The 26,748-nt window shown below is 58.4% G+C and carries 14 protein-coding genes; 6 read left to right on the top strand and 8 right to left on the bottom strand.

Annotated features, from left to right (window positions below; all coding sequences use genetic code 11):
- Nucleotides 1-358: 358 nt before the first annotated feature.
- Nucleotides 359-2,803: a glycogen/starch/alpha-glucan phosphorylase gene (locus tag CSQ86_RS00430; protein ID WP_100493208.1), complete on the bottom strand. Its 2,445-nt coding sequence runs from the start codon at nucleotides 2,801-2,803 to the stop codon at nucleotides 359-361.
- 308 nt (nucleotides 2,804-3,111) lie between these two features.
- Between CSQ86_RS00430 and CSQ86_RS00425 the strand changes: the two genes are divergently transcribed.
- Entirely contained in the window at nucleotides 3,112-3,561 is a 450-nt protein-coding gene (locus CSQ86_RS00425; RefSeq protein WP_100493207.1) for a sterol carrier family protein, read from the top strand.
- 190 nt (nucleotides 3,562-3,751) lie between these two features.
- On the opposite strand, the gene CSQ86_RS00420 is transcribed toward CSQ86_RS00425, so the two are convergent.
- The gene (locus tag CSQ86_RS00420) at nucleotides 3,752-4,120 is read right to left on the bottom strand and encodes a DUF3073 domain-containing protein (protein ID WP_100493206.1); all 369 of its coding nucleotides are present in this window, start codon (nucleotides 4,118-4,120) and stop codon (nucleotides 3,752-3,754) included.
- 134 nt (nucleotides 4,121-4,254) lie between these two features.
- On the opposite strand from CSQ86_RS00420, the gene trpS reads away from it, so the two are divergent.
- Nucleotides 4,255-5,346, top strand: a complete 1,092-nt coding sequence (gene trpS, locus CSQ86_RS00415) for a tryptophan--tRNA ligase (RefSeq protein ID WP_100493205.1) — start codon at nucleotides 4,255-4,257, stop codon at nucleotides 5,344-5,346.
- Nucleotides 5,347-5,699: 353 nt separating this feature from the next.
- Here the strand turns inward: trpS and CSQ86_RS00410 are convergent, their stop codons facing one another.
- Nucleotides 5,700-6,698 (bottom strand): hypothetical protein, encoded by a 999-nt coding sequence (locus CSQ86_RS00410; protein ID WP_100493204.1) that lies wholly within the window; start codon nucleotides 6,696-6,698, stop codon nucleotides 5,700-5,702.
- A gap of 219 nt (nucleotides 6,699-6,917) precedes the next feature.
- Here CSQ86_RS00410 and CSQ86_RS00405 point away from each other — a divergent pair, with 219 nt between their 5' ends.
- Nucleotides 6,918-8,465, top strand: coding sequence for an amidohydrolase (locus tag CSQ86_RS00405; protein ID WP_100493706.1), 1,548 nt, complete (start codon nucleotides 6,918-6,920; stop codon nucleotides 8,463-8,465).
- A gap of 300 nt (nucleotides 8,466-8,765) precedes the next feature.
- On the opposite strand, the gene CSQ86_RS00400 is transcribed toward CSQ86_RS00405, so the two are convergent.
- Nucleotides 8,766-10,406, bottom strand: coding sequence for a sodium/proline symporter (locus CSQ86_RS00400; protein WP_100493203.1), 1,641 nt, complete (start codon nucleotides 10,404-10,406; stop codon nucleotides 8,766-8,768).
- Nucleotides 10,407-10,517: 111 nt separating this feature from the next.
- Nucleotides 10,518-12,467, bottom strand: coding sequence for a threonine/serine exporter family protein (locus CSQ86_RS00395; protein WP_100493202.1), 1,950 nt, complete (start codon nucleotides 12,465-12,467; stop codon nucleotides 10,518-10,520).
- A gap of 203 nt (nucleotides 12,468-12,670) precedes the next feature.
- On the opposite strand from CSQ86_RS00395, the gene CSQ86_RS00390 reads away from it, so the two are divergent.
- Both CSQ86_RS00390 and CSQ86_RS00385 read left to right on the top strand, forming a co-directional pair.
- Nucleotides 12,671-15,424, top strand: coding sequence for a phosphoenolpyruvate carboxylase (locus CSQ86_RS00390; protein WP_100493201.1), 2,754 nt, complete (start codon nucleotides 12,671-12,673; stop codon nucleotides 15,422-15,424).
- A gap of 331 nt (nucleotides 15,425-15,755) precedes the next feature.
- A complete protein-coding gene (locus CSQ86_RS00385) occupies nucleotides 15,756-16,883 on the top strand; it encodes an ATP-binding protein (protein WP_243387506.1) in 1,128 nt (375 codons plus the stop codon).
- A 22-nt stretch (nucleotides 16,884-16,905) separates the two neighbouring features.
- Here the strand turns inward: CSQ86_RS00385 and CSQ86_RS00380 are convergent, their stop codons facing one another.
- From CSQ86_RS00380 to CSQ86_RS00370, 3 genes are all read right to left on the bottom strand, one after another.
- Nucleotides 16,906-17,898: a LacI family DNA-binding transcriptional regulator gene (locus CSQ86_RS00380; protein WP_100493199.1), complete on the bottom strand. Its 993-nt coding sequence runs from the start codon at nucleotides 17,896-17,898 to the stop codon at nucleotides 16,906-16,908.
- Nucleotides 17,899-18,175: 277 nt separating this feature from the next.
- The gene (locus CSQ86_RS00375; RefSeq protein ID WP_100493198.1) at nucleotides 18,176-19,735 is read right to left on the bottom strand and encodes an MFS transporter; all 1,560 of its coding nucleotides are present in this window, start codon (nucleotides 19,733-19,735) and stop codon (nucleotides 18,176-18,178) included.
- 325 nt (nucleotides 19,736-20,060) lie between these two features.
- Nucleotides 20,061-21,662: an MFS transporter gene (locus CSQ86_RS00370; protein WP_207761534.1), complete on the bottom strand. Its 1,602-nt coding sequence runs from the start codon at nucleotides 21,660-21,662 to the stop codon at nucleotides 20,061-20,063.
- Between the two features lie 352 nt (nucleotides 21,663-22,014).
- On the opposite strand from CSQ86_RS00370, the gene CSQ86_RS00365 reads away from it, so the two are divergent.
- The gene (locus tag CSQ86_RS00365) at nucleotides 22,015-26,715 is read left to right on the top strand and encodes an Ig-like domain-containing protein (protein WP_100493197.1); all 4,701 of its coding nucleotides are present in this window, start codon (nucleotides 22,015-22,017) and stop codon (nucleotides 26,713-26,715) included.
- Nucleotides 26,716-26,748: the final 33 nt, after the last annotated feature.

Below are 26,748 nucleotides of genomic sequence, written 5' to 3'. Positions count from 1 at the left end.
CTTGGTTGCAGGGGACTTTCGTATGTACTGAAACTGACGCTGGAGGGGCGGGAGTGTGCATCCAGCTACGTCCATCAACCAGCGAGCTTGCTGGTGCGTCCTGATTACGTCAGGCCAGCAGAGCGAGCTTGCTGGAACTGATAATGCGTGCGGCCTCTAGGCGCAGAAGGCGACGGCGTACGAAGGTACGTCGAGCCTTCTGCAACGACGAGGACACTCCATTATCAGGCGAGCGGGCCGGTGTGCCAGAGTGCGGAGCCGTTAAGCGGGAAGCCCGGTGGGCTTCCCGTAGGCGACGCCGAGCGGCTATGCCGCGAGGTAGGAACCAGCACGTATCTGGCGTACTGGTTCCGAGCCGTCAGGCGAGCGGACCAGTGTGCCAGATACGTTCCAAATAATCCTCGATGGAGCGATCGGAGCTGAAGTAGCCGGAGTTGGCCACGTTGAGCAAGGCCTTGCGGTTCCACTCGAGCGGATCGCGGTAGAGCTTCTCGATCTGAGCCTGGATGTCGGCGTAGGAGGAGAAGTCGGCGAGAGCCATGAACCAATCCTTGGTGAGCCAGTCGGCCACGAGCGGAGCGTAGGCGTTGCGGTCACCGTTGGAGAAGGTGCCGTTGGCCACGAGGTCGACGGCCTGCTTCAGGCGAGGATCGGCTTCGTAGTACTTGGCCGGGTCGTAACCGTCGGCGTAGAGCTTCTCGACCTCGTCCACGGTCATGCCGAAGAGGAAGAAGTTCTCGGCACCGACCTTCTCACGAATCTCGACGTTGGCGCCATCAAGGGTGCCGACGGTCAGAGCGCCGTTCAGAGCGAACTTCATGTTACCGGTACCGGAGGCTTCCTTACCGGCCTGGGAGATCTGCTCGTCGAGTTCGGTGGCCGGGATGAGGTTCTGTGCCATCTCGATGTTGTAGTTCGGGAGCATGTAGACGGCGAGCTTGCCCTTGACGTCCGGATCGTTGTTGATGACCTTGGAGACGTTGTTGATCAGCTCGATGGTCATCTTGGCCAGGTAGTAGCCCGGGGCTGCCTTGGCGCCGAAGAACACGGTGCGAGGCAGGATCTCTTCAGCGTTGAGGGTGCCGTTCTTGAGGGCGGCGTACTGGGAGATGACCAGCAGGATCTTCAGGCTCTGGCGCTTGTACTCGTGCAGACGCTTGACCATGGTGTTGAACAGGGTGTTCTCGTCCACGTCGATGCCGTAGTGGTCCTTGGCGAAGCCCACGAAGGCGTGCTTGTTGGCGGCCTTGACGGCGGCGAACTTCTTGACGAACTCGTCGTCCTTGGCCAGCGGGACCAGGCCCTTGAGCAGCTCAAGGTCGGAGATCCACTTGTCGGTGCCGAGGCCCTCGGTGATGAGGTCGGACAGGCCCGGGTTGGCGAGCTTGACGAAGCGGCGAGGGGTCACGCCGTTGGTCACGTTGGTGAACTTGGTCGGGTAGGCGTCAGAGAAGTTCTTCAGGGTGACGTCCTTGAGCAGCTGGGAGTGCAGCTCGGCAACGCCGTTGACGTGAGAGCCGCCGTAGGTGGCGAGGTAGGCCATGCGGACTGCGTCACCGGTGTAGATGCGCATGTCTTCGATGGTCTTGTCGTCGATGCCCTTGCCCTTGAGCTCGTCCTCGAACTGCTCGTTGATCTTCTTGATGATCTCAAGGTGACGCGGCAGCAGTTCGCCGATCAGGCTTGCCGGCCAAACCTCGAGGGCTTCCGGCAGCAGCGTGTGGCATGTGTAGTTGAAGGTCTTCTGGGTCACGGTCCAGGCGGTATCCCAGTCGTAGCCGTACTCATCGATGAGGATGCGCATGAGCTCCGGGATGCCGATCACCGGATGGGTGTCGTTGAGCTGGAAGGTAATCTTGTCCGGGAAGGTGGTCAGATCCGGCTTGTCCTGACCCGGGTAGAAGACGCGGATGGCGTCATGCAGGGAGGCAGAGACGAAGAAGTACTGCTGCTCGAGGCGCAGCTCCTTGCCGACCTTGGTGGAATCCTCCGGGTAGAGAATCTTGGAGATGTTCTCGGCCTTGACCTGCGGCTTGACGGCGTCCATGTATTCGGAGCGGTTGAAGGCGAGCAGATCGAACTCGTCGTAGCTCTTGGCGGTCCACAGGCGCAGGGTATTCACGCGGCCGGAAGCATAGCCCGGAACCAGGTAGTCCACTGGGACGGCGCGCACGGACCAAGCCGGCTTCCACACCTTCTTGCCGTTCTCCTCAACGACTTCGCCGCCGAAGGAGACCTTCTGGTCACGGTTGTAGTCGATGTGGCCCCACGGCTCTTCGTTGTTCAGCCAGTAATCAGGGGTTTCGACCTGCTTGCCGTTCTCGTCGAAGGTCTGCTTGAAGATGCCGTACTTGTACTGGATGCCGTAGCCGAAGGCCGGCACGCCCAGGGAGGCGAGGGAGTCGATGAAGCAGGCGGCGAGGCGGCCCAGACCACCGTTGCCAAGGCCCGGCTCGTACTCGGCGTCGATGATGTCCTTCGGCTGGAAGCCCAAGGCTTCAACAGCCTTGTCGAACTGCTCGGTCAAGCCGGCGTTGAGCAGGGCGTTCTCCAGCTGCTTGCCCATCAGGAACTCAGCGGAGAGGTAGCCGACAGCCTTGGTGTTGCCGTTGACGGTGTCGGCCTGGGTCTTGAACCAAGCATCGGCCAGATGGTTGCGCACGGCCTTGGAAGCGGCGACATACACATCAGCAGCGGTTGCCTGCTCGGCAGTGACGTTTTGAGCGTACTTGAGTTGTTCACGAATCTCGTCAGCGAACTGGTCCGCGGTGACGGGAGATTTTGGTGCGGTAATTTCGGTCATTCTGACTTTCCTTCCGGGATAAGTGCCCGAGATTATTATGCCGCGCGCTTGGTAGCGCGGCATAAACGTAAGCATGAACTCTTTGTAACGTCATCGACATCGAGGGATGCATACGTTCTCATATCGAGGCTATCACAAGGCATCATCATACGCCTCCACACTCATATGTCATCGTTTTCATGGAGCAATCATTGTCTGAATAGATGTGGAACGGCGGCCACTTGGCTCCCTTGGTAGACGGCGTGGCGGGCAACGTAGTTTCCTGTTGAAAGCCTGCCCAAGCACGGCAATTTCGCCGTTCCCGTGCCATGATGGAGGGCATGGCAGTCATACTGGAAAAAGATGTGGATCGTGGGCGAATCGCCTTTGAGCAATGGCGCGAAGCGGCTCACGAAGCATCGGCACCATTGCAATCATCGGGCAATATAGACCCAACGGCGGCAGTCGCCGTTCATCCCGCATTGCCGCGCGGCACGTGGGCCATGGCCGTGCGCTACTCGCTGTTCCTGCTGGAGCGGCGGGCACCAGGGCCCGGCGTGGAAGTGCGCGTGGCACCGTGGGGCGCGGTCAAAATTTTGGACGGGCCGGAGTCGGACCCGCATAATCTGACGCCGCCGGACGTCATCGAACTCGACCCGGATGTGTGGCTGCGGCTCGCCTGCGGCATCACCAGCTGGGCACAGGAGAAGGACGCCGGCCACATCAGCGCGGTCGGCGAACGTGACGATTTAAGTGATTTGCTGCCGCTGACGCGCTAGCTGATATATGGCACTACGGCATGGCTGGGTGGGGAGGTATGCATCTCGACACACTCAAGGCCGTTCGGCCAAGCTTACGGTCGAGATGCACACCTCCCCACCCAGCCGTCAACTACCCACAGCAGTCCGTCACAATGAAAAAGGCACCTGCCGCGAAACAGGTGCCTTGAAGTATGGTATTTGCCACCAATCACTGCTTGGGCTTGAGCGCGCTCGGAATCGGGCGAGGCTTCGGCATCGGAATTGGCTTATGCGGAGCTGCCGGCTTGGCTGAAGTCTTCGGGAATTCACCGCTGGTCGCCTTGGCCGCAGCCTCGGCAGCCCACTTGGCGTACTCGTCAAGATCATCATCCGCAACAGGAGCCGATGTGGAATCAGCGGATTTCGCATCAGTGTCCACATATTGATCTTCGACGTCGGCAAACGGGTCCACGGACCCGGTTCCCGGCTCTTGCTCGCTCAGTTCCTTGGCCAGCTCATCGTAATCAGTGTCGGTGGTCAGATACTTCAGCTTACGGGCAATTTTCTGCTGTTTTGCTTTCTGACGTCCGCGGCCCATCTGACCCCCTGAAATTACTGTGCTGTTCGATTCATCAACTTAAGAGAGTACCACCTAATATGTGCATGTTCGTTGTCGGCTCACACTTTTACCATAAAAGCGTTTATTTTAAGGCTATTTCAAAGGAATCCGGCATGACCGACGAGCAGAAACTGACAGCGGCAGGCAACGAGATGAGCGCAAGCTTCCTCGCAGCGAAGAAGCGTTCCGACGAGACGCTTGCCAAGCTTGAGTCCAACCCCTCGTCCTTCACCATGCTGACCGGCGACCGCCCGACCGGACGCCTGCACCTGGGCCATTACTTCGGCTCCATCCGTGAGCGCGTCGCCATGCAGGAGCGTGGCGTGAACACGAACATCATCATCGCCGATTATCAGGTAATCACCGACCGCGACACCACCGAGCACATCCAGGACAATGTGCTGAACCTCGTGCTCGACTACATGGCCGCCGGCATCGACCCGAACAAGACGATGATGTTCACCCACTCCGCCGTGCCGGCCGAGAACCAGCTGCTGCTGCCGTTCCTTTCCCTGGTCACCGAGGCCGAGCTGCACCGCAACCCGACTGTGAAGTCCGAGATGGAGGCTTCCGGCCACGCACTGACCGGCCTGCTGCTCACCTACCCGGTGCATCAGGCATGCGACATCCTCTTCTGCAAGGCCAACGTGGTGCCGATCGGCAAGGACAACCTGCCGCACGTGGAAATCACCCGCACCATCGCCCGCCGCTTCAACGAGCGTTACGCCAAGAAGAACCCGGTGTTCCCGGAGCCGGCCGCCATCCTGTCTGACGCGCCTGAGATCCCGGGTCTGGACGGCCGCAAGATGAGTAAGTCCTATGGCAACTCCATCATGCTAGGCGCCACCGCTGAGGAAACCGCCAAGCTCATCAAGAAGAGCCCTACCGATTCCGAGCGTCGCATCACCTTCGGCCCGATCGCCCGTCCGCAGGTTTCCGCCCTGCTGACCACCGCAGGACTCGTGACCGGCCGCGACCCGAAGGAAATCGCCGAGGAGATCGGCGATGCCGGCGCCGGCGCGCTGAAGCAGTACGTGATCAAGTCCGTCAACGAGTTCCTGGCCCCTCACCGCGAGCGCCGCGCCGAGCTCGCCAAGGACATGGATTCCATCCGCGACATTCTGCACGACGGCAACAAGCGCGCCAACGCCATCGCCGAGGAAACCCTCGACCAGGTGCGCGAGGCCATGGGCATGAAGTACTGAGCCATACCCGCTGAATCTTCTTCAGGGCTTGCGTTGTTCCCATCCGGGAGCAGCACAAGCCCTTTTTCATACGCCTATTTGTGTTATAAGGGACCAATCCACGTCGCTGGAACACCTATCTGCTCTGCGAGGGGTACATGAGCAATGTTGCAGATATCTATCTGCCTTGTGAGGGGTGCTCATTCCTCCAAATCGCATATATGAGCGCCGTCATTGCGCCATTCATACACAAGTTTTCGAGCAATCGATACCCCTCGCAAGGCAGATAGGCATTTGCAGAAGCACAAAAGTACCCCACACAAAGCAGATATTTCTTCACCCTGCGCTTTTGCAATGCATATGTGCGCGACTGTCTATCCATACAGGCTTTCATCCCCCAATTGAGTTGCCGGCATCAACGGCTTGAATCTCAATTTTTCATACAGAGGCCGACGCCGCTTTCCACGACTATCGCACATCTGAAGAATGGTTTTGCGTCGGGTCAATGCCACTTGTTTGCCGGTAACCTCCTGTATGTGCTTGGTAATTCGTAGTGCAAGCGCTTCTTCGGCGCGTTCGTCACCGATATCCAATTTGGTCACTTGGATGTAAATCCATCCTGCATCTTCGATAGCCTGTCTTCTTCTAACATCATTGAGCCATTGCCCCGCATGATGAGCCCCCTCATATTCAATGCAAATCTTGAATTCGGGATACGCCATATCGAGGTAAAGCGGCTTTCTGCTGCTCCCAAGAAAGATTGGATAATTCACTTGTGGGCAATCCAACCCATATCGCGAGGGAACGAATCGTGTACGGCTCTCCATCGAGGAATCCGTTCCGCTTCTCGCTAAAATCAGCGCACGTCTGCAATTCTCATAGCCTTTAAACAACTTCGCCATGACTCCCTTGGCACGTATTGATTGAACTCGCGACTCCGCAGCGTCGAGATACGCTACGAAATCTTCAACTCTCGCTCGGCACAAACGCCTGTCGCGGCGCATCATTGAATCAGCGAGTACAATCAGCTCCTCCAGGTCCAAATACGACGCGAGCATAGCCCATGTGCAAACCGGCGACGTGCAGGAAAATTGCCTTTCAACGACCACCTTGTCTAGAGAGAATGACCATACCATTGCTTTCATTCCACGAACGCGGTATTTGGCATTAGCATGAGGAACCGCAACAAATGTCACGTCTCTCAGCACTTTGCTTTTCGCAGGGAAGCGAGGCAGCTCAATCGCCTGCAGCTCCAATGATGTCGTTAGAGCATAAGGCGGCCTCCAGCTACTGCGCTGCTGGATTTCGAAACATGCTTTCATACGTTGATGCTTCACTGTGGTCAATTCCGTCAATGCGATTGAACTGCCCATTACAATCACCCCTTCGTGACGTGTGGCACTGAGTGATCGCAGTCTAAGGTCTTGCACCCTCGCCTGTCGACCGACTCATTTTTTTGGTGGATAAATGTGGATAACTCGGTGGATAACTTTTGTGGTGCCCAAAGAAATGGGGAACATTCCTTCTTGCCAGTCAATGTGCATCTCAATCGCATGAGCACGGTAAGGCACTGACTCCGTATCAGTGGCATGATGGCGACTATGAGTAACTCAGTGCGTATTGCTAATGCCAGCATCCCCGGTTCTGAGACCCGCGTTGACATCGTTTTGCGAAACGGCATTGTCGAATCGGTCACGCCATTAGACAGTGACAACAATCAGCGCGAATATCATGATTGGGCTGCAGGCGAAACCATTGACGCCGATGGACTCTGGATTATTCCTGGCCTGTGGGACTGCCACACGCATTTCACGCAATGGGCTAAAACGCTTGGGCGCTTGGATTTGATTGGCGCACGCTCAGCATCTGAAGCCATGAGCATGCTGAAAGCGCATTTGGATGAGCGCCGCGCAGCAGGCACACTTGACCCGGATACGTTTGTAGTGGGTATGAGATTTCGTCATTCGCTCTGGTCCGATGACGAACAGCCCACGCTTGCCGCTATCGATGCGGTGACCGGAGAGCAACCAGTGGCGCTTTCCAGCGCGGATATGCACTGCGGTTGGGTGAATTCCGCAGCCGCGCGTCGCCTCGGCGTGCATGTGGATGAGCGCACCGGGCTTGTAGGCGAGCTCGAATGGTTCGATGCCTATACGCAATTCGACAAAGCACCCGGTGCCGCCGAGGAGACCGACCGACTGTTGCGTGAAGCGGAACAAGACGCGGCATCCAAAGGCATTGTGGGCATTCGCGACTACGAGATGGCCGAAAACATTGATACATGGATTAACCGCTTTGCCGCAGGAATCAGCAAGCTGCGCGTGGACGCTGGCGTATACCCCGAGCGTGTGGAGGGCGCCATTGCCGCTGGTTGGTACACCGGCAAAACACTGCCGGGCAGTAATGGGTTAGGCCGCGTCGGTGCTATGAAGCTTATTTCGGACGGCTCGCTCAACACCCGCTCCGCCTACTGCTCCACCCCATATTCCGGTATTGACCCGGCGACCTATGGCGTGTTGAGCTACACGCCGCAGCAAATCGAGGACTATATGCGGCTGGCCACTGAGCATGATTTCGACATCGCCTGCCATGCCATCGGCGATGAGGCGAACACGATTGTGCTCAATGCGGCGGAAGCCACCCATGCCCACGGTTCCATCGAACATGCGCAAATGCTCAAACCGGTTGATATTCCACGATTCGCCAAGCTGGGGCTCACGGCCAGCATTCAGCCGCAGCATGCGATGGATGATCGTGACGTCATCACCCGTTTCTGGGCCAATCCTGCCGGCATCCCATATCCGTTCCACGCGCTCTACGATGCTGGAGCGAAACTGCGCATGGGCTCCGATGCGCCCGTTGCGCCACTTGACCCATGGCTGGCCATTTCCGCCGCTGTGTTCGGTACGGAGAGCTCCGACCGAGAGCCGTTCCAACCCGAACAGTGCTTGCCGGCCGAAGTGGCACTGGCTTCTTCAACGGCAGTCGGACGAGACCATCTTGAACCCGGAGACCCAGCGGATATGGTGCTGCTTGACACCGACCCGTACGCCCCCACTACTCCAGAAGCCATGCGCGCCATGCCGGAACATGTCACAATGACATTCGTGGCCGGCATCCGCGTGCATTACACGCATTAACTGCACCTCATCATGCAGCTTTCTGCCTTGCAAGGGGTACATTTCCGCTTCTTCAAATGTCTATCTGCCTTAGCAGGGGTACTCATTCCGATAAAACGCATGTATGAGCGTTGCAATTACAACGCTCATACACAGGCTGCAAGGAATCAGATACCCCTCACAAAGCAGATAGACATTCGCGCCGTTATAGATGTACCCCTCGCAAAAGAGATACAACACAAAAGAAGGACGGCAGACGTTTCAATATCTTCATCGAAGTCCACGATGATGCTGCGATGGTGAAAACTCCGCCTCATTGCCTCACTTTTCGCCGCGAACTTCGGCCTCCATGGCTTCCATCGGCTCGTCGACCAGTACGGAACCGGAAGGCAGGGTGCCGGGCAGTGGGTCATCCATGTAGTGGTCGAATTCATAGAGCATCTGCTCGTTGGGCTTCTCGGTGAGCAGTGACACCACCACGATGAGCAGCAGCGAAATCAGGAACGCCGGCAGCAGCTCATAAATGGCGAAGATACCGCCCAGCGGCTTCATCACGTTATGCCAGATCAGTACCGCAGCCGTGCCGGAGAGCATGCCGGCCACCGCACCGGCCTTGTTGGCGCGTCGCCAATATAGCGAGCACAGCATCAGCGGGCCGAAGGATGCGCCCAGACCGGCCCATGCATAGGAGACCACCTGGAAAATCGAGGAGTTCTGGTCGTAAGCCACCAGCACGCCGAAAATGAACATGAGCACCAGCGTCAGGCGGGCCACGATCATCACCTGGCGATCGGAAGCCTTCTTGTGGAACAGGCCGCGGAAGATGTTCTCGCCCATCGCGGAAGCGCCGATGATCATGTATGAGGAGCTGGAGCTCATCGAAGCGGCGAAAATACCGGACACCACCACGCCGCACATGAAGCTCGGCAGCAGGGTCTGTGCCAGCACGATGAAGATGGTTTCGGCGTCGGTGGAAGTGAGTAGATGCGTCGGCATCATCGCGCGGCCCACCAGACCGATGCACACGGCACTGGCGAGTGAAAGCACGCACCACAGGGTGGCGATGATACGGGACTTGCGCACTTCCTCAACGCTTCGAATCGAGAGGAAGCGCACCAGCACCTGCGGCATACCGAAGTAGCCCAAGCCCCACGCCAGCATCGAGACGATGGTGATAATGCCGTATTCCTTGGGCGCGCCGAACACCGCACGACCGGCTTCAATCAGCTGACGACCGGTCTCCGGATCAAGTTTTGGAGCCGCAACCTGGGTGCCGGAAAGGTAGCCGGGAATGGACTCAAGGAACGTCACCGTGTTCTCAATGCCACCGGCATTCGCCACGGTGCCGATGAACACCACGGCCAGTGCGAAGAACATAAGCAGGCCTTGGATGAAGTCGGTCATCACCACGGAAAGGTAGCCGCCCACCACGGTGTAGACGAACACCACGAGCGCGCCCAGAATCATCATCAGGTGGTAGTCGAAGCCGAAGAGCGTGGCGAACAACTTGCCCACGGTCACGAAGCAGCTGCCGACGTACACGCTGAAGAACACCAGGATGATAATCGCCGCGATGGTGGAAATCACGCCTTTGGTGTCGTGGAATCGCTTGGCGAAGAAGTCCGGAATGGTGATGGCGTCGCCGGCCACCACCGAGTAACGGCGAAGGCGACGGGCCACGATTTTCCAGTTCAGATACGTGCCGATGGCGAGGCCCAATGCGGTCCACATCGGGTCGGCGGCACCGGTGAAGTAGGCGAGGCCCGGCAGGCCCATGAGCAGCCAGCCGGACATATCCGACGCCTCGGCGGAAAGTGCGGTCAGCCACGGACCGACGCCACGGCCGCCTGCGAAGTACTCCTTGGAGGATGAGTTGGATCGCTTGGAGTACACGAATCCGATGGACAGCATGGCCGCAAAATAGATGACCATGGCCAACAGAATCCAGAAATCGCTTGCCACACTAACCGCCTTTTATCAGTACTTTCTCTCCCGCCGAGATTTCCTGAAAGTACGGACAATCTCATAACAGCGTCTCAAATGGTGGCCCTAGGGGCACCAAAGCCGCATACCTTAAATGTCGTAGCGCCAGGATTTATCGGTAATCACGCGGGCCATAGCCAAACCAATCGGCAGGCAGATAATCACCATGAACGCGCGGAACGCCCAATCCAACGCGGACTGCGTATCGAATGATCCCAGATGGAACATGGCCTGATACATATACAGGCCGGGTACCATGATCACGATTGACGGCACGGTCAAGCAGATGCGCGGATAGCCAAGGTGCGGCGCCAGCCAGCCCTTGCGCACGGAGGAACGCCAGGCGGTAGCGAGCAGACCGGCCAGCAGTGCGCCGATGAAGGCGCCGGCTTCCGCGGGCACGCCCATATCAACGATTTCCAAGCGCAGCGTATCGGTGATTGCGCCAATCACCGCGGCCACCAGGCACATGCGCTGCGGGGAGTTGAACATAATCGAGAAGCCCCACACGCCAAGGAACGCGAACACGAATCGCAGTACTCCATTTGCCCACACATTGAGACCCAACGGCTCGAATCCAGTGGGGTTCAAATGCACGAGTGCGGCCACCATCCAGCCTGCGAGTGTGGCCATCAGCACGATGCACAGGAAGTACGCCAGCCTCTGAATGCCTGAGGGGAAGTCGATTTTCGCCATATCAAGACCGCTGGTGATCAGCGGAAATCCGGGGATGACGAACAGCATCGCACCTATGTATGCGGTGTCGTGCTGCAAGGCAATCGGATCAAACAAACCGATGAGTCGTAACGTGCCGGTGCAGGCCAGCGCCGCCACCGCCACGCACACGAAGGTGACGAAGAACTGGTTCAGATGATGCTTGAATAGCCGGCGACGCAACCAATGGCCGAGGCCGGCGCCTACGAATGCACCGATCATGTCATACGGGCCGCCGCCCAGCAGGAACACGAAGGATGCGCAGGCGATGGCCGAGGCAAGACCCGCGAACGCTGGCGAGTACAGCGGTTTACGGTGCTCGATCATGTCAAGTCGCTCATGTGCCTGACGCACGGTGATGCCAGGAGCATTCTTCGGCTTGGGCACCGCACCGATATGGTCGAAGTGCTCAGCGTACTCCTTGGGAGGCTTGTGATTGGCCAACTTGTGCTTGCGCGGAGCTGCGGATTCCTTGGTTTGCGGCTGCGACTGCGCGGGCCGGGCCGGCTCGGCATCCGGGAAGTCCGATTCCATCGCGTCCGGTGCCGGCTGACCTGCCTGGCTGCGCTCAAATTCCGACTGTTCGGCGGACTGCGCCACCTGACGCGCCCGCTCATCAGCCGCACGGGCCGCCAGAGACTGGGTCATGGCCGACTGGGACCAATCGGTTTCATGCACATGCAGCTGATGAGCGCGCGGATCACCCGGATCCGTATGCTCACTGGCCGCCTCCAATGCGTCCAATACTGCATCCTGACCGGCGGTCTCGGCCTTGCCTTCCTTCTCCTCTTCGCGCAGCTGCTTGGAGAGATTGGCGGAGACCTGGGAGGCATCTTTGGTATCGAGGTGCTGCATCAGGCCTTGTGAAACCTCAGGCTGTACGTGATACATCGATTCCTCACCGAGGTTCACGCTGAACCAATCGGCAAAATGCTCAAGTAGCCAAATACGTTCGGTGTTGACGCCGGTAGTTGGCAAATCGATGACTTCGGTGATGCGATCCTTACCATCCGTGCAGGCGGCTTCGATATCGGTTAGATTCACATCGGCGCGCACGTGCACGCCGAGCGGATAGGCGATGCGGTGCATCATCTCGCGCACACGGAAGGAACCCGTGCCGGCGCTCAGGTCGAGTAGGCCGACGCGCACAATCACGCTGGCTTTAGCGGCGATGCCCGCCTCGGCAATGGGCTTATCCCAATCGCGTTCGATGTCTTCCATGTCCAGCGGAATGGAATGGGTGTGGAAATGCTGCACAGCGATGGCGCCATGCTCCTTGTGGTCCTCTTGATGATGGGTCTCTTGGCTCTCACTCACGTGTTCCATTACTAGCGCGCGCAATCGACCAAAAAACCAGCGGAAAATGGACTTCGTAACGTAAATGGCGATTACCCAGCGATACACTATTGCCCACACAACAACCACGTTGAATATGGGCTGTGGGCTCGCAACGATTGGCCTCAACAACCGCGGAGGAGCCGCGGACGACCAATAGACCGAGCAACCTAATATTCGGCAAAGGAGGTTATATGGCAACATCCGAAGAACAGATCACTCCGGCTGACGCTGCCATCGTCACCACCGGGACCGGCCGAAAGGGCCCGGAGGAGCATGATCTTCCCCAAAACCTCAAGTACGACATGGATTTGTGCTTGCGAATCCTGCGCGACGTACTGGGCGAATACAACCCCGAGATGCTCTCCACCTTCGATACCGTGCGCAACTACGCGGTCGAAGCCAGCGCTGAGCACTTCGGTGGCGTTGAGGATCCGAACCCCGGCCATGATGGTCTGAAGGCCGCCGTTGAGGTTATCGACAAGATGAACCTGCACGACGCCCAGCTGCTGGCCCGCGCGTTCGCCACCTACTTCCATCTGGCCAACCTTTCCGAGGAGAACTACCGCGTCTCCGTGCTGCGCCAGCGCGAAAACGAAGTCACCGACGATCAGGCCTATGACCCGGTCAATGAAATGACTTCCGCTTATCACCAGCTCATCAATGAGATGGGTCCGGCCAAGGCCAAGGAGCTGCTCGACAAGCTCGAGTTCCACCCGGTCTTCACCGCCCACCCCACTGAGGCTCGCCGTAAGGCAGTGGAAGGCAAGATTCGCCGCATCTCCGAACTGCTCGAAGAGCACAAGACGCTGGGCGGATCGGATAAGAAGGAGAACTGCCGTCGTCTCTACAACGAGATCGACGCACTGTTCCGCACTTCTCCGATCGCACTGAAGAAGCCGACTCCTGTTGAAGAAGCCGACACGATTCTCGACATCTTCGACAACACGCTGTTCCACACCATCCCCAAGGTGTACCGTCGCTTCGACGACTGGGTCTTGGGCGACAAGGCTGGCTTGGTGCCGCCGGTTTGCCCGGCGTTCTTCCACCCCGGCAGCTGGATCGGTTCCGACCGCGATGGCAACCCGAACGTGACCGCTAAGGTCAGCCGTCAGGTGGCTCGCAAGTTCTCCGATCATGTGCTCGCCGCCCTTGAGGAAGCCACCCGCACTGTGGGCCGCAACCTCACGATGGAGGCCGAGACCACGCCGCCGAGCTCCGCGCTGCGCATCCTGTGGAGCCACCAGAAGGAAATGAGCGAGCGACTGACCGATAAGGCCGCCCTGATTTCCACCAAGGAACTGCACCGCGCAGTCATGCTGGTGATTGCCGATCGTCTGCACTACACCATCGAGCGCGACGCCGATCTGATGTACCACACCTGCGAGGACTACATCGCCGATCTGAAGACCGTGCAGCAGTCCCTGGCCGATGCCGGTGCCAAGCGTTCCGCCTATGGCCCGCTGCAGGACCTGATCTGGCAGGCCGAGACCTTCGGCTTCCACATGGTGGAGATGGAGTTCCGTCAGCATTCCGTGGTGCACTCCCGCGCTCTTGCGGACATCCGCGAGCACGGCCTGCACGGCGAACGCGGCGAACTACAGCCGATGACCCACGAGGTGCTCGACACCTTCCGCGCCCTCGGCTCCATCCAGAAACGCAACGGCACCAAGGCCGCACGCCGCTACATCATCTCCTTCACCAAGAGCGCCCAGAACATCAAGGATGTCTACGAGCTCAACCGCCTGGCCTTCGCCCATCCGGAAGACGTGCCGACTATCGATGTGATCCCGCTGTTCGAGCAGCTTGAGGATCTGCAGAACTCGGTGGACGTGCTCGAGGAAATGATCAAGATCCCCGAGGTCCAGGCTCGCCTCAAGGCAACTGGCAACAAGCTCGAGGTTATGCTCGGTTACTCCGATTCCTCGAAGGACGCCGGCCCGACCTCCGCAACGCTGGCCCTGCACTCCGCTCAGGAGCGCATCGCCAAGTGGGCTGAATCGCACAACATCGACCTGACCCTGTTCCATGGCCGCGGCGGTGCCGTTGGTCGTGGTGGCGGCCCGGCCAACCGTGCAGTGCTGGCCCAGCCGGTCGGTTCCGTGAAGTGCCGCTTCAAGCTCACCGAGCAGGGCGAGGTCATCTTCGCCCGTTACGGCAACCCGGTGCTCGCCATCCGCCACGTGGAGTCCGTGGCCGCGGCAACCCTGCTGCAGTCCGCTCCGAGCGTGGAGAAGCGCAATACCGACATGACCGAGAAGTACGCCGACATGGCGCACGCACTCGATGATGCCGCTCACGAGCGCTTCCTCGATCTGCTGCACACACCCGATTTCGCTCAGTGGTTCTCCACCGTGACGCCGCTGACCGAGATTGGCCTGCTGCCGATTGGTTCCCGCCCAGCTAAGCGTGGCCTCGGCGCCAAGTCGCTGGATGATTTGCGTACGATTCCGTGGATCTTCTCCTGGGCTCAGGCTCGCATCAACCTGGCCGCTTGGTACGGTCTCGGTACCGCGTGCGAGAAGTTCGGCGATCTGCAGACGTTGCGCGATGCCTACGAGGAATGGCCGCTGTTCTCCACCTTCATCGACAACATTGAGATGTCCCTTGCCAAGACGGACGAGCGCATCGCCAAGATGTACCTCGCTCTGGGCGACCGCGAGGACCTCAACGAGAAGGTGTTAGGCGAGATGGAGCTCACCCGCAAGTGGGTGCTCGACATCGTTGGCGACAAGTGGCCGCTGCAGCACCGTCACGTGCTCGGCCAGGCCATCCGCATTCGCTCCCCGTACGTGGACGCGCTGTCCGTCACCCAGGTGCTGGCCCTGCGTTCGCTGCGTAAGAAGGTGGATAAGGAAGAGCTCAGCCAGAGCCAACAGGCCGGCTTCATCTACCTCATCCTCTGCACCGTCTCCGGCGTCGCCGCAGGCCTACAGAATACGGGCTGACGTTTTGGCCGGCGTTCGCGGCTCGCGCCGCGTAACGCCGTTGGTGAAGTCCGGTGGACTTCACCAGGCCAAAACGTAGCGGGGTTTTTGCATAGTAACTTTGCGCATGCAAAAACCCCGCAGCACAGCACCACCGCGGCTCAGCGGTGGTTCCTTTTTCTAATGAGGAAGTCTCGCTCAACCGAGCGGGGCTTTCCTCATTTTTATATTCTTTTATATTCTTTTATAATATTTTATATTCTTTTATAATCTTTATATTTAGGCACGGGGAATCGAGGCCACAATGACTTCAATGCGACAGAGCAATCCATTCAAACCGACTGCCGGCCGCATGCCTCCACTGCTCATCGGCCGCGATGCCATCATTGACGACTTTGAGGAAGGGCTCGATGACGGCCCCGGCGCGCCCGGCCGCCTCATGCGTGTCACCGGCGCACGAGGAGTGGGTAAAACCGTTATTTTGACCGAATTTGGGCGCATTGCTAAAGCTCGAAAATGGGAGGTCATTGACGAAACCGCTTCAGAAGGGCTGGCTCAGCGGCTTCTGAACCGCCTCGCGCCAGACAAGCCTTCAGTAAATCTATCTCTTAAACCTTCGGTCTCCATCGCCGGACTTGGAGGAATCAGCCTCGGTGAAGCTAGCGTGTCATCAAAACAAATGCCATTGACGCTGCGAGCCGCAATGGGCCAACGACTCGATGCGTTGGAGCGCAAGAACGCCGGCCTGTTGGTGACTATCGACGAAGCTCAGGCGGCGGACCGATCCGATATGGTCGCCATCGCTACAGCCGTACAGCATTTGATTCGCGAAGAACGCAATATCGCCTTCGTATTCGCCGGGCTGCCCTCCATTGCCTCCAAATGGCTCAATGATGAGGTGCTCACGTTCTTACGACGAGCCCAGGCGGAGCAGCTGGGCGATATTCCTCTGCAGGATGTCCGAGATGCCTTCGAAGACACCTTCGAGGACTCCGGCATAGCCATTGAGGGAAAAGCATTGGACATGGCAGCCAAGGCTACAGAAGGGTATCCGTTCATGATTCAGCTGGTCGGATACCATATTTGGCGCATCGCCTATCGCCGAAGCAGAAACATCGACAGCAAGAAACCGGATGCCATCACCGTAACCGAGCAAGATACCGAACAGGGCATCGCCAATGCGCTCAGCAGACTCGGCGACGCCGTGCATGGCCCGGAACTTGATGGCCTATCCCCCATCGACAAAACATATCTGCTTGCGATGGCCCAGGATGATGGGCCGTCTTCAACCTCCACCGTGGCAGAACGCATGGGCAAGGATGTAGCATACGCGAACATCTACCGCACCAGGCTCATCGATGCGCAGGTCATTAAAGACATGGGTTATGGAAAGGTGGATTTTGCTATCCCCTATCTGCGCCAATACTTACGCGAGCACGCGGCCTATATCCGCATGAATTCTTCCGGAACCAGCCTGTAAGCCGCATGAGCCCAGGCCAACATCACCGACTTGTGGATTCGCGTTCGATGAGCTTGTAGCCCACGCTCACCGTCTGGGGGAAGAATTCCTCATCCGGATGCTCGATGCGGCGCATCAACAGCGTCAAAGCAGAGTTTGCCATGCCTTTGAAATCGGTAGCGACGGTGGTGAGCGTCGGCACGGTGTAGGCGCCCTGGCTCAGACCATCGAAACCGATCACCAATACATCATCCGGCACATGCACGCCACCGTCGGCCAAGCCGCGGAGCACGCCGATGGCGATGCCATCGTTCAGGCAATACAGGCCATCGTATTTGGTGCGCCCTTTGGCAATGGCCCGACCGGCTTCGATACCACCGTCAATCGACCATGCACACTTGATGAAGTCCTTCTTGACGTCGAATTTCAGCCCAGCTTTGGCGATTTCATCGGCCGCGGCACGCATACGCATATCTCGGGAGCCCGGGATAATGGCCCGACTGGGATCGCGGTTATCGCCGACGATGCCGATGCGCTTGCAACCACGCTCGATCAGATGGCGAACAGCCACGCGGGAGCCCGCATCACTCGGAGCATTCACCGTGTCAATCTGCAGGTTGGTGTCATAGTTCTCCAGCAATACCGCTGGGTGATGGCGAAGAATATCAACGGCACGTGGCGCATTGATAGCGATGATGCCGTCCGAGAAGCTGTACGAGAGGTCGTTATCGTCGGTGAGGTAGCGGGAGAGCTCAATCAACATATGAGATCCGCGCTCATGCACCGCCTCAGCCACACACATGGCGAGATTCGAGAAGTAGTCACCTTCAATGCCCGAGGTGAGGAAGGTGATGGTGTCGCTTCGGCCTGAACGCAGAGACCGTCCGGAAAGGTTCGTTTTATAGCCAAGTCTGCGGGCTGCATCTTTGACGCGCTGCATAGTCTCCGGCTTCACGTAATCCTTGCCGCGCAAGGCTGCCGAGGCAGTGGTGGCAGTCACGCCAGCTAACTCACCTACATCTTTTAACGTAACCATGGCCACACAGCTCCTGATGATGGTTAATCTGATATCTCTTCATCGTTGAGATAGCTATCAGAGTAGCGACAGCCCCCGAAATGCGTGTGCCCCCTCTCTATCGAGGAGGCGCACAGGCTTGGAAAGGAAAAAGTAAGAAGGATTGAATTGCGCCACAGGGCTGGAGAAGGGAGGCGTATTTGCAGTAAACCATCCCTGTGGCGCGGGTGTTCAGCAATTTCGGAGAAGTTCCGAGGTTGGCTATTGGAAAGAATTGCTGAAGAGTGTAGTGAGCGGATCAGGCCTTGTTGGAGACGTTGATCACGTTGTTGTGGCCCCAGCACTTCTCGTACGGCATACCGGCGAGATCCTCGACAACCTTGCGGGTCTCTTCGGTAACGTCGTCCATCGAACCGCCGTTGCGCAGGCGTGCGGACTCGCCTACGAGGATGTCGTGGGTCTTCTCGTTCAGGTGCATGCGGTAGGTCAGCAGAATGCCGACGAGGGCGAGCACAACCACAGTGCCGCAGTACATGTAGAGCAGCACGTTGACCACGAGCGGGGACTGGGTCTTGACGTCGGCACCGGACTGGAAGCCGACGGCCTGCAGGATCACACCCACAAGGATGGTGACCACGGTGTTGACGATGACCTCGAGCGTGGACTGGATGCCGGCGTACTGGCCTTCACGACGCTTACCGGTAACGAGCTCATCAACGTCCGGCACGAAGGACTGCACGTAGGTCTGAGCGTTCACGATACCGGAGTTACCAAGGGTGAACAGGGTGATCAGAATGGTGAAGACCAAGGTGACAGTGGCCTTCGGCATGGAACCGTGGGTCAGACCCAGGATAAAGATGCCGACGAACAGAACGATGGTGAACCAGGAGCCGAGGCGGTAGGCGCGCATGCCTCCGAGCTTGGTGATCAGAGTGGCCCAGATGACCACGCAGACCATGCCGAACAGGAAGCTGAAACCAGTGGACAGGGAGACCTCGGCCGGGGTCAGCAGCAGTACGAACATGATGAAGTAGGCGTTGATCTGGCCACGGACGGTACGGAAGGTCATCTGGGAGAGGTAGATGCCCAGGTAGTTGCGGAAGGTCTTGATGCGCAGCACCGAGAGGAAGTTCCAGAACACGGAGACCAGACGGCCGAAGAAACCGACCTTCTCGTCGGAACCCTTATCGGCGGAGGAGATATCGGTGGTCTCGTCGTACGGACGCTCCTTGATGCACAAAGCGCCAATTACCAGCAGGACGGTACCGAGCACGGCGTAGATCATGGCGATCTTGAAGTACGGCTCCCAGCTGTCGGCGCCCCAGATCTTGAACAGGTAGGCATTGAACATGGACAGTGCGAAACCGCCGACGCCGCCGCCGATCTGCTGGACGGCCACGAGCTGGGCACGATCCTTGGAATCATCGGTCATCTCGGAGGGCAGGGAGTAGACCACGGTGTTGATGCCCGGGTACACGCCGTAGTAAATGATGTTGACGAGCAGGTAGTACCACACCGGCATACCCGGAACCCACAGCAGCACGTAGAAAATGAGGTTCAGCGGAGCGGCGATGAGCAGCGTGCCCTTACGACGGCCGACCTTGCGGCCGAAGGCGGTGGAGTACATACGGTCGGAGATGTAGCCCCAAATCGGGGTGATGAAACCACCGATGGCTTTGCCAACCGCGAGCATCGTGGTGACGATACCGATGGAGATGGCGAGCGGCTGGGTGTAGTAGATCATCTGCCAGGTCATGACCATCGTGGTCATGGTGAATGACAGAGGCAGCAGGGCATAGGTGAGCTTCGTCACCCACGACAGTTTGCGGCCCACTGCAGGCGATGCCGAGTTGGACATTGGATTTTCTCCTATTCTCCAATAGAAATCGACGCGATGGGGCACGGCGCAGGGCCATTGATACGGAGCTGCTTCCCGGGGGACTTCACCGTCCGTTCCCGGCTCATCTACTTCAGAACCTTATCGTTGAGATTTTGAAGCTCGATTTCATTGCTTGATGTTTGCAAAACAAACCATATCACAAATCTTATCGATGAGATTATTTTGCGATTATGGCGTGTCGCAGCTGGCGACGTACCAGTAAATACGTCAACAGCACAATAAAAAAGCTCCCCTCGGCGAAGGGGAGCTAGATGAAAATGCGCACATGCACAGTACTCAGCGCTCAGTCTTTATGCGTTACATTGATCACGTTGTTATGGCCCCAACATTGCTCATAGGGCATGCCAGTCAGGCTTTCGACCAGCGCGCGCGTCTCCGGCGTTACCGCCTCCATTGAGCCGCCAGAGCGCAGACGATCGATCTCATCAAGCAACAGCTCATGATTCTTGCGGTTGAGCTTCAATCGGTATGTAAAGACAATGCCGACAATGCAAATCACAATCGGCACGAACGAGAACAAGCACGCCAACGCAAACACCGTCTGCGGCGGCTGCGATTGCGCGCCTTCCACGAATCCTGTCGCCTCCAGCACCAGGCCAATCACAATCGTCTCCGCAGAGGAGAAGATGTCGTCGATAGTCGAATTAATGGCGGCATACTGCCCTTCTCGGCGTTTCGAAGTGATGATCTCATCCACATCCGGGATGAACGTATACGTGTACTGGGTGGCATTCACCACGCCGGTGATGCCGAAGTTCATGAACAAGCCAAGGCCGATGTAGAGCACGGCGCGCGTGCCGACTGGGATATGGCTGGCGGTCATAGCCAGCACAAACATGGCCAGGAATACGAAAATCACTTCGATACCGCCCAGTCGGTAGGCGCGCGGGCCGCCGATTTTCGCGGTAATCCAGATGAAGAAGCCGACGCACGCGATGCCGAACAGCAGATTGACGCCGGTGGCAAGCGAGACGGTCTGCGGATCAAGCAGCAGCACAAAAATCACGAAGTAGGTATTCAACGTGCCGCGCACTGTGCGGAACATCTCCTCGGAAAGGTACAGGCCGAGATAGTTGCGGAATTCCTTGACTTTTAACACTGAAAGGAAGTTCCACACCACCGAAACCAGTCGTTTGCCTACACTGATGCGCATCTCACTATCGTTGCCGGCAGTCCCGTCAGCGGTGGATACGTTCGTGGATTCATCGAATGGGCGCTCCTGAATCGACAGGAAGCCCAGCATCAACACCGCAGTGCCGACGATGCCGTACAGCAACGCCATGTTGAAATACGATTCCCAGTTGTCCTTGCCCCAGATGGTGAACAGGTACACGTTGAGCACTGAGAGGAAGGTGCCGCCGATGGCACCGGCAATCTGGTTGACGCCGACAAGTTGCGCGCGTTGGCTTGGGTTCTCGGTCATTTCACTTGGTAGGCCGTACTGCACCGTGGTAATACCGGCGAAGAACGCCCAATACAACAGATTGGCAAAGAAGTAGACAGCTATCGGCAGATTCGGAATCCACAGCAGCAGATAGAAGATAAAGTTCGCCGGAATGGCGAAAATCAGAATCGATCGGCGGCGACCGAAGCGCCGGCCGAGCGCATTGTGGTACATGCGATCGGAAATGTAGCCCCACACCGGCCCGATCACCGAGGCCACGATCTTGCCGGTGGCGATGAGCACCGCGGTAATGGCCATCGATACGTTGAGGAACGTGGTGAAATAGAACATCTGCCAGGTCACGATCATCGTCTGCATCACATACGACAGCGAGAATGTGGCGTAACCGAGCTTGGCCTTCCACGGCAGGGCGGCATCCACTGCTTCAGAAGCCGGATTGGCTCGATTGACACGGTTCCCGCCGCTGTTCGTTCGTGGCATCGTCGCTCTCCTTTCTGAAATGCCGAGCACGGCATCGTGCCTTCGGTGTATCAGATTTCTTAAGGTTATTGGCCGGCATGTCTGCATCGTCGCGACACGCCGCTCGCTTGTTCTGGCTTAGAACTCTATCATCGTTAAGATTTATGCGCCATATACGGCGTTTTGAACACCATGAAAACCTTGGTTTGTTAGCAATCTTATCGTTGAGATGTTATGATGTGTCTCGTCAAAGACGAACTCCCCTGGCTCCCTCAACATAAAGAAGCCAGAGTCCCACGTTTCGATTGATTCGCCCCGATGCAGGAGCAAGTAATCATCCACCCACATCATCCAAAGGCATGGAGGTCTTACGATGACGACAAATAACCGCCCGGCAGCCGAAGAGGTACTCACCGGACGCTCCAACAACTTCAACTCGGGCTGGCGGTTCTTCCGCGGTACTCCGAACGGTGCCGAGCGAGCCAACTACGACGATTCCGCATGGCGCGAAGTCACCCTGCCTCATGATTACGGCGTGGAAGGCAAGTTCTCCCGCAACGCCCGCGCCACCGTCGGCTACCTCAAAGTGGGCGAAGGCTGGTACCGCAAGACGTTCACTGCTCCGACCGAACTTGCCGGCAAGTATGTCACCCTGGACTTCGACGGCGCCATGGACCGCGCCGAAATCTGGCTCAACGGCGAAAAGGTAGCCGAACATCACTACGGCTACACGAACTTCGCTGTTGACCTGACCAGCACAATCAAGCCCGGAGAGGTCAACGTGCTCACCGTGCGCACCAACAACGAGGAGCCAAGCTCCCGCTGGTACGCCGGCGCCGGCCTCTACCGCGGCGTGACCTTGACCGTGGCCGACCCGGTGCATGTGGCCCGCTTCGGCACCCAGATCACCACCCCGACACTTGAGGAAGACACCAAGGATGATCATGCCACTGTGATCGTCTCCACCACCGTGGCCAATGGTACCGACACCAATGCAACCGTCACCCTGCGCCAGGAAATCCTGGACGCGAACGGCAATGTCGTCGCCGTAGGCGATGACAATGTCATCGTACCCGCGAACACCCCGGACACCACCGAAGCCGCCAGCGCTTACGATGCCGCGGAAGCGCCAAACCGCTTCTCCACCACGCTCTCGGTCCTCAATCCGCACCTGTGGAGCACCGCCGACCCATATCAGTACACCCTGCGCACCACGGTGCTCGACACCAGCAGCAATGCTGCAGACACCACTGAAACCAAGTTTGGCCTGCGATGGATCATCCTGGACCCGAAGAGGGGCCTGTTTCTTAACGGTGTGAACATGCGAGCCTTGGGTATGTGCATGCATCACGACCTCGGTTCCCTGGGCGCCGCCACCTACCGCCGCGCCGTAGTCCGACAGCTCGAAATCCTCAAAGATGCCGGCGTGAACGCCATCCGCACCTCGCACAACCCATGTTCCAAGGTGTGGGCCGAGGAGTGCAGCCGCATGGGCTTCCTGCTGCTCGAAGAGCTCACCGACATGTGGACCGCACCGAAGAACCGCAACGATTACTCCAATTACTTCGCCCAGGATTATCCGGAAGATCTCGCCGCGATGATTCTGCGCGACCGCAACGAGCCGGCAGTATTCATGTGGGGTATGGGCAACGAGGTGGCCTGGCAGGAGCATGAGATTCCGATCGCCGCCGACCTGACCCGACGCTGCCATCTGCTGGATCCAACCCGCCCGAACTCCGTGAACGATGCCTCGTACCTGTCCAAGGGCATCGACGGCATCGGCAACAAGATTCACGAGCAGATGGACGTGCGCGGCTACTCCTACATCAACCGCGACCAAATGGAGCAGGTGCATGAGAAGCATCCGAACGATGTGATTCTGAACTCCGAATCCGGCAACTGCACACCATGCCGCGGTTTCTACGTGCACCCGACGATCCTCACCGACGAATGGCAGCTGCGCGGCCGCGACTACCCGTTCGCCAAGGGGCGCCAGCCATGGAAGGGAGACACCTACGAGATCTCCGACTACAACGTGACCACCAACCGTGGCTACCCGCTGGATATCGCGTTCGATCGTCTGGTGAATCTTGAGTTCAACGTCGGCGAATTCGCCTGGACCGGCTTCGACTACATCGGCGAGCCTGCTCCGTACATCTCCAACTTCTACTGGAACAAGCCGGATATGCCGGAATCCGACGGCACTGTGCTGGCTCCTCTGCGCTCTTACTACGGCATGGTCGATACAGCCGGCTTCCCGAAGAATCCGTGGTGGCTGTACAAGGCGTTGTGGACCGACCCGGATGATGCCCCTGTCGTGCACCTGCTGCCGCACTGGAACTGGGATCAGGGCGAATCCGTGGCTGTGTGGGCCTACACCAACGCCGCTTCCGCCGAACTGTTCCTCAACGGCAAGTCCCTAGGCAAGCGCGAGTTCGAGTCCCACCAGGCCAGCTTCCACTTGAGCAACAAGTACGCGGACAAGCCGTTCGAATACCGCTACCAGAAGGACGGCAACGAGTCCAAGCAGCTCACCCTGCAATGGGAGGTGCCGTTCGAGCCGGGCACGGTTGAGGTAGTGGCTTACGACAAGGCTGGTCACGTGGTAGCCCGTGACTCGATTACTACCGCAGGTGCTCCGGCTGGCATCAAGCTCATTCCGGACCGTCATGTCATCGATGGCGATGGGAACGATCTGAGCTTCATCGAAGCCGATGTAATCGACGATGCCGGTGTGATTGTGCCGCGTGCGAACAACGAGCTGACGTTCCACGTGGAACATGGCCGCCTGCTCGGCACCGACAACGGCTATCAGGCCAACACCGAACCGCTGCAATCCCCCGTGCACAGCGCATACAGCGGCAAGGTGCTCGCCATTGTGGCCTCCGACGGCTCCGGCAAGCCAATCCGCGTAACCGCCACCGCCAAGGGATTGAAGGCTGACACCGTGAACATATTCGTCACTGAATCCCTGCCAGCCGACGCCGATGTGCTCGAGACCCGCAATGTAGCCGTGCGCGTGCGCGCCGGAGAAACCCCTGTACTGCCGCAGACTGTCACCGTGCTCAAGGCTGACAACACCACTGCCGAGGCTATCGTTGCATGGCAGGATGTCTCCTTGGCCAGCGACCTGCAGGCTGCTGCAGCCAGGTCAGGTGCACAATCGTTCACCATCACCGGCAAGGCTGCTGGTCTGCCAGTTGCCGCAACGGTGACTGTGACGCACCCGGTTGCCGCTCGCCCGGTTTCTCTAGCTGCGCCGGCTGGCAATGCACCTGCGCTGCCTACCAAGGCATTGGTCATCTTTGATGATGACAGTGCCGTTGACGCTCCGGTGGCTTGGAATGCCAACAAGGCCGACTGGAGTCAGACTGGCACTGTGGTGCTGAACGGTACTGTCGAAGGCTACGAGCTGCCGACCACCGCAAGCGTGCGCCTAACCGATAGCGAAACTGCTGCTCATGACACCACTGATTTGATTCAGGTTCTGGTGGATGGCAAGCCAATCGAGTTCGACGATCAGCATCGTGCTGTGCTGCACCGCGCCTACACTGCCAGCGCTCCGACAATCAGCGTGGAGGCCGCCGACAATGCTGTGGCATACGTAGTGCCGCCACTCAACTACCCGTACGGTTCTTACGTGATTCGCGTCACCTCCGAGGATGGCGAGCAGCATGCCGCGTACGCGCTTGACCTGGATGTACCGCCGGCACCGGTTGCCGAAGTCACCTTGGTGCCGCCGACCTTCACGTTGGCCGAGGATGAAACCATTGATCTTGCGGTGTCTGCCACCGATGAGACCGGTGCCGCCATCAATCTGGACGAAGGCAGTGAAGCTGCAATCACGTTTGCCTCCAACGACGAATCCGTGGCCAGTGTGGACGGCAGTGGCATCGTCACCGGTCGCTTGTCCGGTACCGCGAACATCACCGCCACCGTCACATACGGTGGAGTGGCCAAGACCAGCACGCCGGTCATCGTAACCGTTACCGAAGGCGCCCAGCCGAAGCAGCCGACCGATGTTCAGGTTTCTGCCGTGCGCACGGTGGTAGGCACGGTACCTGAGTTGCCTTCCGCAGTTACCGTGAACTTCGACCACGGTGTAGCCGCACCGCTGCCGGTCGCATGGGAAGCCGTGCCGCCTGCCGCCTACGATCACGCTGGCGAAGTGAGCGTTACCGGCAAGGTGACGCGCTTCGATCTGGATGTGACCGTCAAGGTGCAGGTTGTTGAAGTGCTTGAGGTACAGTCCGTGGCACTGGACACCATTACCGGCATCGAGCCACTCATAGGCGAAACCGCTCCCGAGGTGACCGTCCACTGGTCCGATGGCGCCAAGGAACAACGTGCGGTGACGTGGGCCAAGCCTGAGGCCTCGCTCTACCGCAATGCCGGTGAATTCACCGTACTGGGCGATGTCGATGGCTTGGAACAGAAGGCTGTGGCTCATGTGCGCGTAACCGATGACTACGTGCAGAACCGCGACCTGTTCTCCTACCGCAACGACGTGTATCCGCAGGTGCGCGCTTCCTACACGAACCCGGATCCGAAGGCTCAAGAGGACGCTTCGCTGCTGATGGACGGCATTGTGTCCTACACACCACGCGTCGGCTACAACCTGAAGAACCGCTGGTCCACGTTCGGCGACCCGTCCAACACCGCTTGGCTGGAGTACCGCTTCGGCTATGGCGAGGAGGAACCGTTCATGCTCAACTCCTTTACCATCTACTACTGCTTGGATGGTGAGAATGTCGCACTGCCCGAATCCGTGGAGGTGGACTATCTGGCCGCCGACGGTTCCTGGCAGCCAGTGCATGGGTTGAAGGTATCCTCCAACCCGGTTGAGCAGACCAACGATGCCGCTTGGGTATACGCCACGGTTGGAGATAAGCCCGGCTCCTCGATGAGCTCGAACGGTGATGAAACCACCTACTCCTTCGATATGGTGCGCACATCTCGTATCAAGATCACGTTCACGTCCGTCGAAGGCAAGTGCGTGGCAATCACCGAAGTTCGCGGTGATGCTCGCATTCCAGCCCCGCGCAGCGAAGCTACACCTGAGGAAGCGAGGTGATGCCGCATTAGCGTAGATTACTCATTCCGATCC

The sequence above is a fragment of the Bifidobacterium felsineum genome, from assembly GCF_002802915.1.
Taxonomy (GTDB): domain Bacteria; phylum Actinomycetota; class Actinomycetes; order Actinomycetales; family Bifidobacteriaceae; genus Bifidobacterium; species Bifidobacterium felsineum.
This window is presented reverse-complemented; position numbering and strand designations above follow the sequence as displayed.

What these genes read in the sequence shown, in the direction of transcription:
- CSQ86_RS00390 (WP_100493201.1), top strand. Translation starts at nt 12,671, where the DNA reads ATGGCAACATCCGAAGAACAGATCACTCCGGCTGACGCTGCCATCGTC.
- CSQ86_RS00420 (WP_100493206.1), bottom strand. Translation starts at nt 4,120, where the DNA reads ATGGGCCGCGGACGTCAGAAAGCAAAACAGCAGAAAATTGCCCGTAAG.
- CSQ86_RS00365 (WP_100493197.1), top strand. Translation starts at nt 22,015, where the DNA reads ATGACGACAAATAACCGCCCGGCAGCCGAAGAGGTACTCACCGGACGC.
- CSQ86_RS00405 (WP_100493706.1), top strand. Translation starts at nt 6,918, where the DNA reads ATGGCGACTATGAGTAACTCAGTGCGTATTGCTAATGCCAGCATCCCC.
- CSQ86_RS00375 (WP_100493198.1), bottom strand. Translation starts at nt 19,735, where the DNA reads ATGTCCAACTCGGCATCGCCTGCAGTGGGCCGCAAACTGTCGTGGGTG.
- CSQ86_RS00430 (WP_100493208.1), bottom strand. Translation starts at nt 2,803, where the DNA reads ATGACCGAAATTACCGCACCAAAATCTCCCGTCACCGCGGACCAGTTC.
- CSQ86_RS00370 (WP_207761534.1), bottom strand. Translation starts at nt 21,662, where the DNA reads ATGCCACGAACGAACAGCGGCGGGAACCGTGTCAATCGAGCCAATCCG.
- trpS (WP_100493205.1), top strand. Translation starts at nt 4,255, where the DNA reads ATGACCGACGAGCAGAAACTGACAGCGGCAGGCAACGAGATGAGCGCA.
- CSQ86_RS00380 (WP_100493199.1), bottom strand. Translation starts at nt 17,898, where the DNA reads ATGGTTACGTTAAAAGATGTAGGTGAGTTAGCTGGCGTGACTGCCACC.
- CSQ86_RS00395 (WP_100493202.1), bottom strand. Translation starts at nt 12,467, where the DNA reads ATGGAACACGTGAGTGAGAGCCAAGAGACCCATCATCAAGAGGACCAC.
- CSQ86_RS00410 (WP_100493204.1), bottom strand. Translation starts at nt 6,698, where the DNA reads ATGGGCAGTTCAATCGCATTGACGGAATTGACCACAGTGAAGCATCAA.
- CSQ86_RS00385 (WP_243387506.1), top strand. Translation starts at nt 15,756, where the DNA reads ATGCCTCCACTGCTCATCGGCCGCGATGCCATCATTGACGACTTTGAG.
- CSQ86_RS00425 (WP_100493207.1), top strand. Translation starts at nt 3,112, where the DNA reads ATGATGGAGGGCATGGCAGTCATACTGGAAAAAGATGTGGATCGTGGG.